At 55.2% G+C, this 15,881-nt stretch carries 15 protein-coding genes; 3 read left to right on the forward strand and 12 right to left on the reverse strand.

Annotated elements, in window-relative coordinates; genetic code table 11:
- The first annotated feature begins 149 nt into the window (after positions 1-149).
- Positions 150-1,016: a hypothetical protein gene (locus tag AC6T8Q_RS03105; RefSeq protein WP_500677686.1), complete on the forward strand. Its 867-nt coding sequence runs from the start codon at positions 150-152 to the stop codon at positions 1,014-1,016.
- 183 nt (positions 1,017-1,199) lie between these two features.
- Here AC6T8Q_RS03105 and AC6T8Q_RS03110 read toward each other — a convergent pair whose 3' ends face one another.
- A complete protein-coding gene (locus AC6T8Q_RS03110) occupies positions 1,200-2,543 on the reverse strand; it encodes a 3-deoxy-D-manno-octulosonic acid transferase (protein WP_500677687.1) in 1,344 nt (447 codons plus the stop codon).
- A gap of 37 nt (positions 2,544-2,580) precedes the next feature.
- Complete coding sequence (secA, locus tag AC6T8Q_RS03115; RefSeq protein WP_500677688.1) at positions 2,581-6,261, reverse strand: preprotein translocase subunit SecA; 3,681 nt, start codon at positions 6,259-6,261, stop codon at positions 2,581-2,583.
- A 565-nt stretch (positions 6,262-6,826) separates the two neighbouring features.
- On the opposite strand from secA, the gene AC6T8Q_RS03120 reads away from it, so the two are divergent.
- On the forward strand, positions 6,827-8,194 hold the full coding sequence (locus tag AC6T8Q_RS03120) for an HD-GYP domain-containing protein (RefSeq protein ID WP_500677689.1): 1,368 nt from the start codon (positions 6,827-6,829) through the stop codon (positions 8,192-8,194).
- A gap of 18 nt (positions 8,195-8,212) precedes the next feature.
- Here the strand turns inward: AC6T8Q_RS03120 and AC6T8Q_RS03125 are convergent, their stop codons facing one another.
- A complete protein-coding gene (locus AC6T8Q_RS03125; RefSeq protein ID WP_496921762.1) occupies positions 8,213-8,380 on the reverse strand; it encodes a hypothetical protein in 168 nt (55 codons plus the stop codon).
- A 100-nt stretch (positions 8,381-8,480) separates the two neighbouring features.
- Here AC6T8Q_RS03125 and AC6T8Q_RS03130 point away from each other — a divergent pair, with 100 nt between their 5' ends.
- Positions 8,481-8,918, forward strand: coding sequence for a DUF983 domain-containing protein (locus AC6T8Q_RS03130; protein WP_500677690.1), 438 nt, complete (start codon positions 8,481-8,483; stop codon positions 8,916-8,918).
- Here the strand turns inward: AC6T8Q_RS03130 and AC6T8Q_RS03135 are convergent.
- The 9 genes from AC6T8Q_RS03135 to AC6T8Q_RS03175 form a co-directional block, all read right to left on the reverse strand.
- A complete protein-coding gene (locus AC6T8Q_RS03135) occupies positions 8,882-9,178 on the reverse strand; it encodes a hypothetical protein (protein ID WP_500677691.1) in 297 nt (98 codons plus the stop codon). The genes AC6T8Q_RS03130 and AC6T8Q_RS03135 overlap by 37 nt on opposite strands.
- A gap of 15 nt (positions 9,179-9,193) precedes the next feature.
- Positions 9,194-9,694 (reverse strand): DUF420 domain-containing protein, encoded by a 501-nt coding sequence (locus AC6T8Q_RS03140; RefSeq protein WP_500677692.1) that lies wholly within the window; start codon positions 9,692-9,694, stop codon positions 9,194-9,196.
- Position 9,695: 1 nt separating this feature from the next.
- Positions 9,696-10,334 carry an SCO family protein gene (locus tag AC6T8Q_RS03145; protein WP_500677693.1) on the reverse strand — a complete coding sequence of 213 codons (639 nt, stop codon included), beginning with the start codon at positions 10,332-10,334 and terminating at the stop codon, positions 9,696-9,698.
- Entirely contained in the window at positions 10,331-11,215 is an 885-nt protein-coding gene (locus AC6T8Q_RS03150; protein ID WP_500677694.1) for an ABC transporter permease, read from the reverse strand. The genes AC6T8Q_RS03145 and AC6T8Q_RS03150 overlap by 4 nt, the downstream gene beginning before the upstream one ends.
- A gap of 100 nt (positions 11,216-11,315) precedes the next feature.
- Positions 11,316-12,257, reverse strand: coding sequence for an ABC transporter ATP-binding protein (locus AC6T8Q_RS03155; protein ID WP_500677695.1), 942 nt, complete (start codon positions 12,255-12,257; stop codon positions 11,316-11,318).
- A 56-nt stretch (positions 12,258-12,313) separates the two neighbouring features.
- Positions 12,314-12,781, reverse strand: a complete 468-nt coding sequence (locus AC6T8Q_RS03160) for a cytochrome C oxidase subunit IV family protein (protein ID WP_500677696.1) — start codon at positions 12,779-12,781, stop codon at positions 12,314-12,316.
- A gap of 37 nt (positions 12,782-12,818) precedes the next feature.
- The gene (locus AC6T8Q_RS03165; RefSeq protein ID WP_500677697.1) at positions 12,819-13,841 is read right to left on the reverse strand and encodes a cytochrome c oxidase subunit 3; all 1,023 of its coding nucleotides are present in this window, start codon (positions 13,839-13,841) and stop codon (positions 12,819-12,821) included.
- Between the two features lie 126 nt (positions 13,842-13,967).
- Entirely contained in the window at positions 13,968-14,876 is a 909-nt protein-coding gene (gene cyoE, locus AC6T8Q_RS03170; protein ID WP_500677698.1) for a heme o synthase, read from the reverse strand.
- Entirely contained in the window at positions 14,873-15,880 is a 1,008-nt protein-coding gene (locus AC6T8Q_RS03175) for a COX15/CtaA family protein (protein WP_500677699.1), read from the reverse strand. The genes cyoE and AC6T8Q_RS03175 overlap by 4 nt, the downstream gene beginning before the upstream one ends.
- Position 15,881: the final 1 nt, after the last annotated feature.

The raw sequence follows: 15,881 nt of genomic DNA on the forward strand, positions 1-15,881 counted from the left end.
AGCGGACAGAGCCGGGCAACCGCAGCCACGCGTCACATGCAATTAGCCCTTGAACATCACGCCCAGAAAGGGTAGTCATGCAGGGCCAGCAGCGCGGCAGTTTCGCGCTCGAACACGGCCATTTTGTCCGGCGGCGAATTAAAAACCCTATGAAACGCTTGGAAAACTTGTTGCGACGTTGGGCCATTCCCAACCCCACCGCCATCATTATCGCCGGACAGGCCTTTTTCTATTTGCTCAGCCATCTTGGCAATCCCGAGGTCGGGCAGTTTGATTTATCTCGAATCATGCTGCTGCCTGGACTGGTTCTGCAGGGAGAAGTTTGGCGATTAGTTTCCTTCATTTTTTTCCCGCCGGCCACGACCCCTCTATTCATCATCTTCTTTTGGATGCTCATGTATCGTTATGGTACGTCCCTCGAAACCGTCTGGGGCACCTATCGTTATAACCTTTATCTCTTGATTGGCTTCTTGGCCGTTATCGCCGCCCACTTTATTGTGTGGGGCTTGGGGGGAGACGGTGCGGTCATGCTCGCGCAACTGTCTGTAAAGTCATTCACACAAGGCACTATCGACATCAATGGCTTTATTTATGGCACCTTATTCCTAGCCTTCGCTCGCTTGTTCCCAAATTTTACTCTCAACATGATGTTTATTCTGCCGATGCAAATTCGCTGGCTCGCGTTGATTGCCTGGCTCGGCTATGGGTATGCCTTCTTGCGGGGCGGCATTTCGGTCAAAATTTTCATCGTTGCCTCGCTCTTGAACTATTTTCTGTTTCTGGGCCGTGACCATTTGCGCGAGATCAAGCAAGGCCAACGTCGCCTTGCGTTTCAGGCCAAGGTCGAGAAGGTGGGCAAGCCGGTTCACACTTGCCGAGTTTGCGGAGCCAACAGCGAAGCATCACCCAAGATGGCTTTCCGCTACTGCTCAAAATGTGCCGGGCAATGTTGCTACTGTCCCGAGCATATCCAGAACCACGAACACGTGCTCGACGAAGCCGCTGCGGAATCTTAGCCTGACGTTCGCATTCTTTTTTTAACCACGAATTGAACGAATAGCACGAATGAAGACCGAATTAAAACCGCTCATCCACGCTCATGTCCGCTAATGAATTCATAAGCGTTTTATTAGCGTTCATGAGCGGTTAATCTTTGATTCGTGTCATTCGTGCTTTCAGAAGCTTGTATCGCACTTAAATTATGCAGCTCGCGATTGTCGCTTTTCATTGATCAGTGGAAGTAGCAAGTCGACGGTCCGCTTGGTGGCTCCCTGCTGATCGAGCACCAATTGCTGTGCGCGTTGGCCTAACGCCCTTCCCCATACGGGATCAGCCAGAACATTTCTCACAAACTCGGTCAGTTCCGCTTCATTCTTCACGACTTGAGCGCCATCGACACGCAGCAATTGAGCAACAATGTCGCGGAAATTCCAAGTGTTCGGTCCAAAACACGTGGCCACGCCGTAAGCCGCCGGCTCGATCATGTTCTGCCCGCCCCGGCCACCGAAACTCCCGCCGACGAACCCAATGCTTGCCGTTCCCCACCAGGCACCCAGTTCGCCAATCGTATCCACCAGCAGAACCGAGCCGCGTTCTGGGGTGCCACTGCTGGCTTGCCCAGCAGTGCTTAAACATGATTGGCCTAATTGTGAACGTCGCATCCAAGGCAATCCCGATTGCGTGAGCAACTCGCCCACTTCTACAAAACGCTGGGGATGCCGTGGTACGATCACCAATTTCAAATGCGGATAGTCTTTCACCAATTGCCCGTAAATCCGCACGCCAATTTCTTCTTCCGGCGATTGCGTACTCCCGACAAGAAAAACAATATCGTCCGACTTAAAGCCCACCAACTCGCGTAGCTGCTTGGTGCGTGGATTATTGCGATCGGTCATGGCCCCATCGAATTTCAACGAGCCCGTCGCGTAAACTCGCTCAGACCGTGCCCCCAGCTTACGAAACCGCTCGGCTGTTTCTTCATTCTGCGCGGCAATCAGATCGATCCGCGACAACACGCGGGACACTAACGGCCGAAAGCGTGAATAGCCGCGAAAACTTTTATCGCTTAGCCGGCCATTGATGATCGCAACTTGGGCCCCCTCGTCTTTCGCCGCGGCAATCAGGTTGGGCCACAGTTCCAATTCCGCCAGCACCAACAAATCGGGCCGCACCTGCCGCATCGCGCGCTTCGTCGCCCAACTGAAATCGATCGGGCAATAGAACACCGTGTGGTCGGCGTATTTCTTTTTCGCCAGATCGTAACCCGCCTTGGTCGTCGTGGAGATCACCACCTCCCAATCAGGACGGCAGCCGATGATCTGTTTGAGAGTCGTGGCAACCAAATTCACTTCACCGACGCTCACCGCGTGCAGCCAGACGCAAGGACGGTGACTGGTGCGCAAAGGCACGTGTCCCAGCACCTTCTCGGCGAAGCCTTCACGATATTTCCCCTGCCGCCAAGCCGACCACAGCAGCCAAGGCGAGGCCAACAGAACAACCGTCAAATAGGCGGCGTTTAACGTCCAGGCAAATAGTCGTGACACGGGAATCCTTTCCCATTGTTATGCTACCCGGCAAATCTTACTTGCCGTGGCAGTTCTTATATTTCTTGCCGCTGCCGCACGGGCAGGGTTGGTTACGGCCCACCTTTTCGTCGCGGTTGCGGATCGGCTCGAGCTTCTGCTTGGTGTCGGTACCTTGAATCGCCGCATCCTGCTGTTGCGCGATGTCCGAAGTGGTGGGGGCCGACTCGTGAATCGCCGCCGATTCCACCCACGTGCTGCCGACGAAGTTCTCGTCCAACTGCTCCATCTTGAAGATCAAGTTCGTCACGTAATTCGCCACGCTGCTCCACATGGTCTCGAACATCCGCATGCCTTCGCGTTTGTATTCGACCTTAGGATCTATCTGGGCATAACCACGCAAACCAACGCTCGAACGCAAATGATCCATGCTCAACAGATGCTCTTTCCACGCCTGATCGAGAATCTGCAACAGCACGGCACGCTCCATCCGCCGCATCTCGGGATGATAGTAATCTTCGACAGCCTGAGAAACTCGTCGCTTGGCCGCGCTATAATCGAGCTTGGCCAAATCCTCGCTCGTCAACGTCGTAGCGCAAGCTGCTTGTAACCATTTGCTCAAATCATCGAGCTTGCCGTTATTGCCAGTGGCATGTCCCAGCGTCACCGCCGTGCCCGACTCGGCAAACAGCGCGTCGACTCGTTTCTGAGCTTCAGCGGCAACTTCGTTCGCCCGTGCGTTGTGCTTGCGACTATGTTCGACCAGCAGCGCATGAATTTCTTCCCGCTGCTTGGTTTTTAAATCGTCGAGAGAAAGCTCCACGCCAAATCGCTTTTTAGCCCATTCGACAAGCTCTTCACGTTGCAAGCCTTGCTTCTGACCAGCTTGGTTACGAGATGCAAACCGATACATCCCCGCCAACACGGGATACTCCGACTCACGTTCATCATAAGATTGCTGCGCCCGATCACGCGCCAGTTCGATGAACGCTTGAGGAGTCAGGTTCGCCACCTCATCGGGCGTAAGTTCAACGCCGAATTTCTCGTGCAACCAGGCACAAGCCGTTCGTATGCCAAAATCGCTTTCAAGCAAGCGAGCGAGTTCGCTCAAGTCGATCTGGCTGATGGCCTGAGTCGCCTGAGCAATCATGAACTCATTCAACTGATCGCGGCCCACCTTCTTAAGGTCGCGATCGCGGTAGTTCGTGCCCCATCGGATATTGGACCATTTGGCCAAGGCTTCCCAGTTCCATTCCGATTCTTCTTCGTCGGGTAGGTTCTCTTCGATGGCGTCGTGAATCTGCGTCTCGGCCAATCGATACGCTTCGTCGCGAGCGCGACGCTCGGCATCATCGGCATTCGAATTGCGATAATCGCGCGGATCGAGCTGCACGTTAAGCAAATTGCCGGCCGCGGCGGCATAGGATTCCGTACCGTAATCCGAATCCAAGAATGCCTGCAGGTGTTCTTCCAACTGCTCGCCGATCATTTCCATGATCAACTCGCGGCAATTGTCGCCGTCCAAAATCCGCTGACGATAGCCATAAACCCGCTTGCGCTGCTCGTCCATGACTTCGTCATACTCGAGCAGATTTTTTCGTATTTCAAAGTTACGTTCTTCAACTTTGCGCTGGGCCCCTTCCACTCGGCGGGTCACCATGCGGCTTTCAATTGCTTCGCCTTCTTGCATACCAAGCCGCGTAAGGATGTTCTTCACCCACTCGCCGGCGAAGATCCGCATCAAATCGTCTTCGAGCGACAGAAAGAAACGGCTGCTTCCCGGATCGCCTTGGCGTCCGCAACGACCGCGTAGCTGGAGATCGATACGACGCGACTCGTGACGCTCGGTGCCGACGATGTGCAAGCCGCCAATCTTTTTGACTTCTTGGCCCTGCTCTTTCATCTTTTCGCGGCGTTCGATCTTCGTGACCAGTTGCTCCCACTCTTCGTGAGGGACTTCAAGCCGCGAGGAATATTTATCTTGCAACTCGGCCCAAGCCATCGTGTCGGCGTTGCCGCCCAGAATAATGTCGGTACCGCGAACGGCCATATTCGTGGCAATCGTGACCGCTCCCAAGCGGCCCGCCTGGGCCACGATTTCCGCTTCGCGTTTATGTTGCTTGGCGTTAAGCACCTGATGAACAACGCCGCGCTTGTTCAGCAAACTCGAGAGCCGTTCGCTCTTTTCGATGGAAACGGTGCCCACCAGAATTGGGCGTCCTGGCGGCTCAATGGTTGTGATCTTGTCGCGAGGAATGACTTCCTTGGTTCGCTCTTCGACCAGTTCGAGCGTGATCGATTTTTCGTCCTCGGCGACCAACTTGCCGATGAACCGCGAGCCGTTTTTGGTATCGACCGTCGTGTAGCGATTGAGCCGTTCGATCTCGTCGGCGATCACATTGTATTTTTCCCGCTCGGTGCGTAGGATCATGTCAGGAAATTCGAGCCGCTGCATCGAGCGGTTGGTGGGCACGCCGATCACTTCAAGCTGGTAAATCTTCCAGAATTCCCCTGCTTCGGTGAGGGCGGTCCCCGTCATGCCGGAGATCTTTTTGTACAGCTTGAAGAAGTTTTGCAGCGTAATCGTGGCGAGGGTTTGATTCTCTTCCTTGATCTGCACGCCTTCCTTCGCTTCAACCGCCTGATGCAAGCCATCGCTCCATTGGCGACCTTCCATCAACCGTCCCGTGAACTCGTCGACAATGATCACGCGGCCTTGTTGGACCACGTAATTCACGTCGAGCTTGTAGAGATTGTGAGCCTTGAGCGAATTGTCGATCAAGTGAGGCCACTGCATGTTGCCGGCCGTGTAGAAGCTCTCCACGCCAGCCAGCCGTTCCGCTTCGCGTACCCCTTCGTCAGTCAAATGTGCGGAATGCTCTTTTTCCTTGACCTCGAAATGAATCCCTGGCTTTAACTGTCGGGCAATCTTGTCAGCCTTAAGATACTTGGAAACGTCGTCCCGCGCGGGTCCGGAAATAATCAACGGCGTCCGCGCTTCGTCGATCAGGATGTTATCGACTTCGTCGACGATCGCGTAGTTGAGCCGGCCCTGCGCCTGTTGCTGATGCTTGGGATAACGATCATCCCCACGCGCGGCCTGCTTCATATTGTCGCGCAAGTAGTCGAAGCCAAACTCGTTGTTCGTGCCGTATGTGATATCACATGCATAAGCATGTTGGCGTTCGTTGGGATCCATACCCGACCAAATCGCATCGACCGTCAGCCCCAGACCGTTGTAAAGCGGAGCCATCCACTCCGTGTCGCGCCGGGCCAAATAATCGTTGACCGTCACAACGTGAACGCCCTTACCTTCAATGGCATTCAAGTAAGCGGGTAGCGTGGCGACCAAGGTCTTGCCTTCACCGGTCACCATTTCGGCGATGTTGCCACCGTGCAGAATGATGCCGCCCATGAGCTGGACGTCGTAATGACGCATGCTCAAAAAACGCCGCCCCGCCTCGCGCGCGGCGGCAAAGGCTTCGACCAACAAATCATCCAGCGTTTCGCCGGCTGCGAGCCGCTCGCGAAATTCGTCGGTCTTCGCGCGCAGTTCCTCGTCGGTCAGGGCTTGGTAAGTTGGTTCGAGGGCGGTGATCGCCGCCACCTTGGGGTGGGCCTTCTTGAGATAGCGAGCATTGGCCGAGCCAAACAGCGCCGTGATCGCACGTTCGAAGCGGCTAAGAATACCGTTACCGAACCCGCTCAGGATTTCCCAAATTCTTTCCAGTACTTCCATCGCTAACTACACGACCCCTTCAATCAGGCAAAAGATAACCTCGGGTGATCACCAAGACGGCTCCACCGGCAACTCGATAGGCCCGGCTGACCTGTTCACGACAGCCAAATCGGCACACAACGACCGCCGCCACCCTTAGGTACGTTACGGCAATTTACGTAAGATTTTCGCAGCAAAAAGTTTATTGCGATTTTGCCCAAGGGTCAAGGCAGATACAAAGGGCCCCCGTATCCCTAATATCAATCCGCCCAACAAGTTAAGGCGCGTACCCGCCCCGCCAGGGATGACAAATCCTTCAGTACTCTCAGTGCGGGAGTCAACGACGCACAGGTTGGCTACTTAGGTCAAAAACACAAGACCCTGAGCTAAGGCCAGAAACAGTCGAAAGTCGACCAGCAAGCTGTATTTTCGGCCCGCGAAAATAGCCCATCACATCGTGCCAGTGGTTAGTCGCAAGTTCGAAACCTAACACTTATCTCTCTGTTTTTAGGCTGATAGCTTCCGATAAACTCTTACGGGTGCACGATATCGCCCCGGAGTTCTCGCCTTGAATAAGTGATCCGCCATGCCGCCCTCTCCTGGTTCAGTAGAACTGAGCATCGACGAGCTTCGCAGCGGCAGCCGGCTCTCCCATTCGATTCTGGATGCCAACGACTTACTGCTCCTGGCCGCTGGAACGGAAATCACCGATCCGATCAAGAAACGGCTCATCGACCGGGGCATCCAAGCGGTTTATCTCCATCCGCAAGACGCAGCACGGATGCTTGCTCCTCAGCCTAAGCGATCTGATGTTACGGCGACCTCAAAGCCCAAAGGCACACTGCCCTCCGCTGTCTCGCCAAGACCATCCTTGGCATCCACCAAATCAGTAGCCGAGTTGAACCAACAGGTTGCGCGTTTGGCCTCGCGAGTTTCGCTGAGCGTTAGCAACATGGATCCGCCGCTTAAGAATCGCCAGCGGCGCGTGGCAAGCGAACCCTATGATCCGCAACAGCGCGAACGCCTCACCAAACAATTCGCGACGACCAAGAAACTGCTCGATACGATGATCCGCCACGCGATCGCGGGGCTCTCGCAAGACACCCGCGCAGTCCGCGTGGTCGCCAATGGCGCCACCGCGGAGTTGATCCACGACCCCGACCACACTATCGCCACGTCGGCCGAAGTCTCTCGCAATCCTGAAATCACGGAACGCGCCGTGCGTACTTCGGTGCTGGCCATGGCGATTGCCATTGAAATGGGCTGGGATGAACACTTGGTACGCGAAGTGGGGCAATGCGGGCTCGTCCACGATTGGGGCATGTACCGCCTAGAGAAAGAAATTCATTCCCAACGTTCAACGCTCACGAATGATGCCCGTGAACAAATGGCACAGCATCCGCTCTTTACGTTCGAGATGCTCGAAAAGATGCACGAACTCTCCGACAGCGTTCGCATTGCGGCGGCGCAGGTTCACGAAAAACTCGACGGCTCCGGCTATCCGCGTTGTTTGAAAGACAATCAGATTCACCCTTACGCCAAGATTCTGCACGTTGCCGATGCGTATGTTTCACTCACCGAAGAAACCTGGGGCCGCCCCGCCTTTATTGCCTACGATGTGATGGTGTACCTATTGAGCCAGGTCAAAACCAAAAGCATTTCCATCGATGCCGTACGGGCGTTGCTCAACGTCGTGGCCCTATTTCCGATTGGCAGCCACGTACAACTCAGCGATGGTTCCGAGGCCCGTGTGATTCGCCGCGGCAACGGTCCGTATACCGCGCCGGTCGTACAGCGCGTCGGTGCCGACCGGCGTCTGCGCATGGATAAGGGGCATTCGTCGATTGTCGATCTTTCGCAGTCGGAACTCAAAGTCACCGCGCCGCTGCCCCATCCCACGCGGCAAGAAGAACGAATTGCCGACCCATCGACGACCGATCTGCTCTGGGAATAGAGCTGCTCTGGGAATAGGTCACTTGCTGAATCGTTGCAGCGTGTAACCCAGCACGAACACGCCGACCGCCACGAGCAGAAACTGCAACATCTTCCCCGCACTAATATGATTGCCCAGCTGCGCAATCATCGCCAAGGGCGGGATCGTCAAGCCGATGAACTGCAGGAATCGGGCCAGTGGTTGCATCACCCGAAACTACCGACCCGAAGTAATTCCTGCAAGGAGCCACAGGCCAATAGCATAAATACTGTGCATGGCTTACGATGTGATTATCATGGCGGAAACAATGTCAGACCCATTCGAAAAACCAAGTTACGCAACTCTCATCGGCCGTGCCTTGCGACTGCGCTGCCCCGCCTGCGGCGAAGGTAAGCTGTTCCGCAATTGGATCAGCATGAACGATCCCTGCCCCAAGTGTGGCCGCAAGTTTGACCGTGCCCCTGGCTATCTCTTGGGGTCGATCTACTTCAACTACGGCGTGACCGCCCTGCTGGTCGTTGTGATCTATTTCTCACTTTACTTAACAAAAACGTTCAATAGCCGGGAACTGCTGTGGATTCTCACGGCGTTCAGCCTGCTGTTTCCGATCTGGTTTTTTCGCTATGGCCGCGCGCTGTGGATTGCGTTCGACGAGCGCTGGGATCCCTGGCCTAATGAAGAAGAACGCCGCCAGTTGGCCGACAAGGCTCAGCCGCGCGTGACGCTCGCCGACGATCGGTCTTGAGCTTGAGCCTGTTGCTCGCGGGCACGCTTGATCGACAGGTACGCCGCTCCGCCAAAGGTGCCGATAATCACAAAGGGCATCGCCATCATAAACAGAATGCTATAGAAGTAGCCCGTCGCGCGAGCCACCGACACCGGATCGCTTCCCGACATGCCGTCTTTGCACGTGGGGCAAGCCCATGCTTCGCCTGTCGTTATCACGATGACAAAACCTGACAGCAGCAACAGGGCAATCAGCTTTTTCGTGCGAGGTAAGTTCATATTGCTATTCTACCCTCAACCGGTCGTGGGAGGCCAGATGTGATAGAGCATCACGTAGACCACCACCCCCGTAATGGAAACATACAACCAAATCGGGAACGTCCACTGCGAAATCCGCCGGTGGCGGGCGAGATAGCCCAATTGCTTCTCAGCAGGCAATTCCGCTGCACCACCAAAACCGTGCCCCAACAGGGCGTAGCTGATTGAAGCAATCGCCAGGAAAGGAACTGCTGCCGCCAGCACAACATGGGTGAGCAAAATCACGAGATAAATCACTTTCACAACGCCAGGATGCGTAAATTTCACGCTCCCCGCCAACCAGTGATAGGTCAGATAACTCACCAGAAACACGCACGACACGACAAATGCCGACAGCATCACCCAGCCGTGCGCCCGGTTCGCCCCGCGTTTGATCAAAACGTAACCCGCGACCAGCAAACAAGTCGCCAGCGCATTGAGCCCGGCGTTCAAATGAACAAGGGGATGCGCGTCAAAAGCAAATATCAAGTTCGCCATTTCAATTCTCAGCCGCTTGCGGCTTAGCGCCCTTTTCCGCCAAACAATCCAAAAGCAGCAATCGCAACTTCTTCGATTGGCTGATGCTCGTGGCATCAAACATCCCACGCACCTTGCCCTCGCGGTCGATCACGATGGCGTAATCCTTATGCCCCCGCCAGGTAACTTCGAGCTTCATGATGTCTTCGCCAACCCGTTTGATATAATCGAACGGCCCGCGCACAAACAGCCAGCGTTTGGGGTCCGCTTGATAGCGGTTAGCATAGTCTTGCAGTACTTCCTCGGTGTCATTGTCGGGGTCGACCGTGATACTCACCCACGTAACGTCTTTTAGCTCGGGCAGATCGTGAAGCTGCTTGATGTTGGCGTTCAGCCGTGGGCATTGGCCAGGGCAGCTGGCGAAGAAGAAGCTCGCCACCCAGACTCGGCCCTTCATGTCGGCCGAGAAAAATGTCTCGCCGCTCCGCTCGGTGAGTTCAAACTCTTCCAGCGGCGGGCCATCGAATGTGATCCCGCCCACCTCGCGGCTTGCTTCAAATTCGCGCACTCGCTCGTTGACTTGATACCATTTCCAACCGCCATAAGCGCCCAAAAACAGCACCATCACCGACAGCCAATACGGCAGCGTCGAATTGTTCATAAGAGATCTCCCGTCGTCCGCGTGCCGGCGATTTTCCACGACAACGTGACCGTCACCACGGCAAAGGCCACTGACACGGCCCAGCAGACCGGCAAGCTTGGCAATACTTCCACCATACTCTGATCGCCAAAGTGCAAATAGTGTCGCAAACCCGCAACCCCGTACGTGAGCGGGTTAAACCGCGAGAGAAACGTAATCCAGCTCGTTGGATCATCGGGAAACAATGACCCCGACAGCAGCCACATGGGGAACAGAAACACGCTCATGATCGCGTGAAATCCCTGAGAAGATTCCATACGCCAAGCGATAAAAAAACCAAGGCCCGTAAGTGCCACGGCAATCACCGCCATCAGCGCGATCGCTTGCAGCACTTCGGCCAATGACCCCGGCGCACCAAGCGTCACGCTCCCCAACGCTAAAAACAATAACGCTTGCAACGTAGCAATGGCCGCCCCGCCGACGATCTTCCCCAACACCATCGCCCAGCGTGGCGCGGGCGACACCAGCACCGATTGCATGAATCCCTCGCGGCGATCTTCAATGATCGAGATCGTCGCAAAGATCGCCGTGAACAGTAATATCATCGTGATCGTGCCGGGGAAGAAAAACGCGAACCCCAGATCGTTGCTCCGCAGGCCCAAGCTGAATAGCGCCCAAAACATGACCGGCTGCACAAGCGCACCAATCACGCGGTTTCGCTGACGGAAGAACCGCACCAGCTCACGCTGCGCGAGCGTCATAATCACGGGCAAAGCCGGCACTGTTACTGAGTAGCTCATGGAAATTAAAATCTTAACGGGTGCATTTTTAACCACAAATAGAACGAATGACACGAATGAAGAAAGAATTAAAACCGCTGATCCACGCTCATGTCCGCTCATGGATTCATAAGCGTTTTATTAGCGATCATGAGCGGTTAGTCTTTCTTATTCTTATTCGTGCCGATTCGTGGTTTCAAAATCTGCAAAAGTCGATCTTTCGTCATTCGTTATTCTCTATGTTCCAAAACTTATGTCCCGTGCGATCAATAAACACATCCTCAAGCGTTGGCTTGCCGAGCGTGATCGATTGAATCTCATGGGGAAACGCCTCGACCAACCGCGCGATCCACAGATGACCGTCGGGTTGCTCCAAGCGGACTTGGTTCTCTAGCACGATCACTTCGCAACCAAATTTATTCTTGATCGCCCCCGCGAGTTCCGCTGGCTGTGCCGTGCGAATCGTAATCGAATCGCCCCCCACCGAGGCTTGCAGTGCCGTGGGCGTATCGAGCGCGGCCAACTTGCCATTGTGCATGATTGCGATCCGATCCGCGCGATCGGCTTCTTCGAGCAAATGCGTCGTGAGCACAATCGTCACGCCGTCGGTCGCGCGAATCTGCTGCAAATACTTCCACAAGTCCGAGCGCGCCCCGGGATCAAGCCCTGTCGACGGTTCATCGAGCAACAACAATTGCGGACGGTGCAACAATCCCTTGGCAAGTTCCACTCGGCGTCGCATGCCGCCGGAGAGTGTCTCGGTGAGATCCCCTGCCCTGTCGGCGATCCCCAGCGCGTTGAGCATTTCTTCGGAACGGTTTCGCAACGCCGCACCGGTCATTCCGTAGAGTTTCCCCTGATGGTGCAGGTTTTCCGCCACGGTCAGCTTCTTGTCGAGGCTCGGCGCTTGAAACACAACGCCGAGCCGACTGCGTATCGCCGCGGCGTTGGTGCGGAGGTTGTAGCCCAGCATCGTGATCTCGCCCGTTTGCAGGGGGATCAAAGTCGACAGCACGCGAAACAAGGTTGTCTTGCCGCTGCCGTTGGGGCCTAAAAAGACAAAGATTTCGCCGCTCGCCACACTAAGTGACAGGCCGTCAACCGCCGTTCGCGATCCATAACGGTGCGAAACTCCGGAGACATCAATCGCGGTTTCGGCTGGCATGGTTTAAAAGTTGTGAGCAGTTGCCGGCCGCTCTTGATGGTGAAAGGAAATTCAACTCACGTCGTGGGCTTGATCTCGTACCCCTCTTTTTGCATTTCCAGGGGAAGATCCACGTCGTCTTCAATCTTCTGAGTTTGAGCCGGTCGTTCCGCCGTGAATCGCAAGCGATCGAACGAGGCAAAACGCATCCGCAAGCCAACATCGGGAATCAGGGCGAAAATCAACAGCGCCGACATGATGCTCGCTGGCACGGTCAGCACCCATTTCCAGTTGGCTTCCCACTTGAGATGCATAAAGAACATGATCACCAGCATCGCCTTCGTACACGAAACGGCCATCATGAACGCGCGGCTCACCTCGGTGGGGACATTGCTCCGCCAGAAATCGAAGTATGTGAGGAACGAAAATGAAGTCAGCACGCACAGCGCCAGAAAGACCGCAATGTAAATTCCATTGCCGCCGTGGTGCTCGTGTTCGTGCTCGCCATGATGTGCGTGCTGGGTTTGTTGATCGTTGTGGGACATATATTCAATCTCCACTGAGCCGTAAACCGGCCGGGATTTAAAACAAATAAAGTAATGGGAACAAGAAAATCCAAACCAAGTCGACGAAGTGCCAATATAGGCCGATGTTCTCGATTGTTCCCGCAGAGGCCCGATTGAGCGTCATCGTCAGTGCCAACCCAAAGGCAATCAAACCAACCACAACGTGCAAGGCGTGAAAACCCGTGAGCAAAAAGTAAGTGCTCGCCCACATGTTGCCGCCGGGAATCATGATCGGCAGCTTCAACCAGTAATGCTGATCGTTGAGGCCCACGGGATGATCGTCCCCTTCGCCCAGCTCATAAGCATCGCCCGTTCCGTCGCTCACCGTGGCAACCAACCGGAACGGTGACTCAGTATTAGTCGACACATGGCCGCCCGGATGATGTTCGTGAACGCTCGCCCGCGGATAAATCGCATCGGCGAGTTTCCCAATCTTGATCCGGCCTTCCGGCGAATCCGGGTTATCTCGCAACGTCACCTCGGCGTCGTCCACTTGCCGCAAAATACCATCGAGGATCGCCAGGCGATCTTTATCCGTGTCGGTGCGTTCTTTCTTGTTCTCAATCTCGGTTTTCATCGCCGTCAATCGCACGCGGACGGCCTGGGCGTAGTAAACGTCCGGCTTTTCAAAAATCTGGCTGTGCGGCTTCATGGGATAAATACCATGCGAAAACTTCGCGTTATACTCAAACATCTTGATGCCCAAAAACACGCATCCCAACAGCAGCGTCAGCAGCATCCATCCCTTGGCGGTCGAAGATTGATCTTTCTTCGCGGCTTCAAACGCAAGCACAACGGTCACGCTGGAACAGATCAGCACGAACGTGTTGATCGCGCCCCAAATTTCCGCCAGATGCACGTCGTGCGTCGACGGCCAAGAAATCGCACCGAATCGCAGCACGATATACGTGCCGATCAGCCCAGCGAAAAACATAATTTCGGTCGACAAAAACAACCACATGAACGTCTTGCCGTTGGAAATCGGCAACGCCGGTTGATAGTCGAATGTCGGGCCATGCCCGTGATGATCGTCGCTCATAATTAGCTACTCAATTCATAGAACACGGATGAACGCAGATTTGGCAGATTGTCACTGAGTAAAATCATTTTCTTATCTGCGACAATCTGCCAAATCAGCGTTTATCTGCGTTCCATTCCGTTCTTACTAAAGTGTCACCACTAATAACATCGCCAGCCAAGCCGGCAAAAATAATATCGAAGCCCGCAACAACAATCGTGCGGATAGCGTGTCCCGAAAAATGGCAAAGCGAATCGCCAAGGCGGCTTGAACCGCGCCCAGGGCGAACGTCCAAGTCAAATACAACAGCGGGCTTCCCCCCGTCGGAACAATCGCGGGAATCAAGCTCACTGGCACCAACAGCGCCGCACCAATCACGGCTTGCGCCCCGGCACGCATCCCCGTGGGATCAACGACCGTGAGCATCTTGTGACCCGCGGTGGCGTAATCATGACGATACAACCACGCGATCGCCATGAAATGCGGAAACTGCCATAAAAACAGCACGGCGACCAACGACCACGCCGTCAGGTTAAGCGGTGCTCCCGTGGCGGTCCAACCCATGAGAATCGGAATCGCCCCCGCTACTGCCCCCACGGTTGTATTAAACGTGCTGCGAGTTTTGAGCGGAGTGTAAATCGGCACATAGAGAATCCAACTCGCCAAGCCCAACACGGCGGTGAGCATATTCACTTGCCAGAGCAATAAGCCCATCCCGGCCAGCAAACATAACACCGAAAGCACAATGGCTTCATGGCTTGTGACTCGGCCCGCGGGCAGTGGCCGATTGGCTGTCCGCGGCATGCGAGCATCATTCACGCGCTCGAGCCATTGATTCGCGATACTCGCACTGGCGGCGACCAACCCCGTCCCTGCCAAGGCGAACAGCAACACACGCATATCGAGGGCGTGCGGCGCGGCCAAACAAGCCGCTGCGCTCGCCACGATTAATTCCAACAACACGATCCGCGGCTTGGTCAATTCCAGATAGTCTGCCAACCGCGCGAGCGATGTGTTTTCTGAACGCTCGGCAACAAGAATCGAAGGATTGCTCATAGCGCCACCTCCATTGTTGCATTCACGGGTGACGATAATTTCGGCAAGCCCACGCGAAGCTGTCGCGCGGCCCGTATGGCAATCGCCAGCGCCGTCACAAGGATCAACGATCCCACGGCCACGTGGCTCGTAACGATTCCCGCTTGATGAGCATTGTCGGCCGTGTTCACAAACTGCGGATCACCCAACAGCGATGCAGCCCAGCGTGGCAAACCATATTTCACCATCCAGGTCGAAACCCCAAGTAGCACCTGCACCAGAATCAACGTGACCAGTGTTAAACTCCGTCCACGTTCCAGTCTATTGCGAAATGCCTGCCAAGCGAGCATTCCCACGTGGACGGTGATCGCCAGTGCCAACAGCAAATGAAAATACACAGCCGCTTGAAAAACTACCGCGGCAGAGGGATTCGTCAAATGCGGACTGTGCCGCACGAGGGCCCCGACGACTAGTTGGGCATAAGCCAACACGGTGGTCAGCACGGCCAGCCTTAAAAATTTCTTGTTGCCAGGGGTTGCTTCAATCTGTCCAGCGTTCTGCCACCACTCGGAAGTGACGACCACCATGCCCACGCACAAGGCAAAGAACGCGGGGCCCGTGCAACCGTGAATCAGAGCTAAGGTTCGCTCGTCAAAGACAACTCGCATGCCACCGAGCAGTCCTTGCAAAATCACGCCGGCGAGAATCACCAAGCTGTACTTGCGCACCCAACTTCTTGATTCACATCGCCAACACACGGCTACCAACGCAATCGCCAGAAAACCGGCGGCTGCGCCGAGCAATCGATGGCCATGCTCGACAAACTTGTCCCCCTCGGAATCGAGCCAAGGGTAGAACAACATAAAATGACCGTCTGAAGTCAGCCAATCCTTAAAGGCCATCCCCGCGCCTGTGGTTGTCACCAATCCGCCAACCCAGATCAAGGGAAACGTCGCGCACGCCAACAGCCAAGCCCAGCGATGGGGCCAGCGTGAATTACTCAGGCTAGGCGTGGGTGCGTTCATG

This window comes from Bythopirellula sp., from assembly GCF_041737835.1.
Classification (GTDB): domain Bacteria; phylum Planctomycetota; class Planctomycetia; order Pirellulales; family Lacipirellulaceae; genus Bythopirellula.

Bases quoted from the DNA above. Each gene is read 5' to 3' on its own strand.
- AC6T8Q_RS03105 (WP_500677686.1), top strand. From the start codon at position 150: ATGAAACGCTTGGAAAACTTGTTGCGACGTTGGGCCATTCCCAACCCC.
- secA (WP_500677688.1), bottom strand. From the start codon at position 6,261: ATGGAAGTACTGGAAAGAATTTGGGAAATCCTGAGCGGGTTCGGTAAC.
- AC6T8Q_RS03120 (WP_500677689.1), top strand. From the start codon at position 6,827: ATGCCGCCCTCTCCTGGTTCAGTAGAACTGAGCATCGACGAGCTTCGC.
- AC6T8Q_RS03125 (WP_496921762.1), bottom strand. From the start codon at position 8,380: ATGCAACCACTGGCCCGATTCCTGCAGTTCATCGGCTTGACGATCCCG.
- AC6T8Q_RS03130 (WP_500677690.1), top strand. From the start codon at position 8,481: ATGTCAGACCCATTCGAAAAACCAAGTTACGCAACTCTCATCGGCCGT.
- AC6T8Q_RS03135 (WP_500677691.1), bottom strand. From the start codon at position 9,178: ATGAACTTACCTCGCACGAAAAAGCTGATTGCCCTGTTGCTGCTGTCA.
- AC6T8Q_RS03140 (WP_500677692.1), bottom strand. From the start codon at position 9,694: ATGGCGAACTTGATATTTGCTTTTGACGCGCATCCCCTTGTTCATTTG.
- AC6T8Q_RS03145 (WP_500677693.1), bottom strand. From the start codon at position 10,334: ATGAACAATTCGACGCTGCCGTATTGGCTGTCGGTGATGGTGCTGTTT.
- AC6T8Q_RS03150 (WP_500677694.1), bottom strand. From the start codon at position 11,215: ATGAGCGGACATGAGCGTGGATCAGCGGTTTTAATTCTTTCTTCATTC.
- AC6T8Q_RS03155 (WP_500677695.1), bottom strand. From the start codon at position 12,257: ATGCCAGCCGAAACCGCGATTGATGTCTCCGGAGTTTCGCACCGTTAT.
- AC6T8Q_RS03160 (WP_500677696.1), bottom strand. From the start codon at position 12,781: ATGTCCCACAACGATCAACAAACCCAGCACGCACATCATGGCGAGCAC.
- AC6T8Q_RS03165 (WP_500677697.1), bottom strand. From the start codon at position 13,841: ATGAGCGACGATCATCACGGGCATGGCCCGACATTCGACTATCAACCG.
- cyoE (WP_500677698.1), bottom strand. From the start codon at position 14,876: ATGAGCAATCCTTCGATTCTTGTTGCCGAGCGTTCAGAAAACACATCG.
- AC6T8Q_RS03175 (WP_500677699.1), bottom strand. From the start codon at position 15,880: ATGAACGCACCCACGCCTAGCCTGAGTAATTCACGCTGGCCCCATCGC.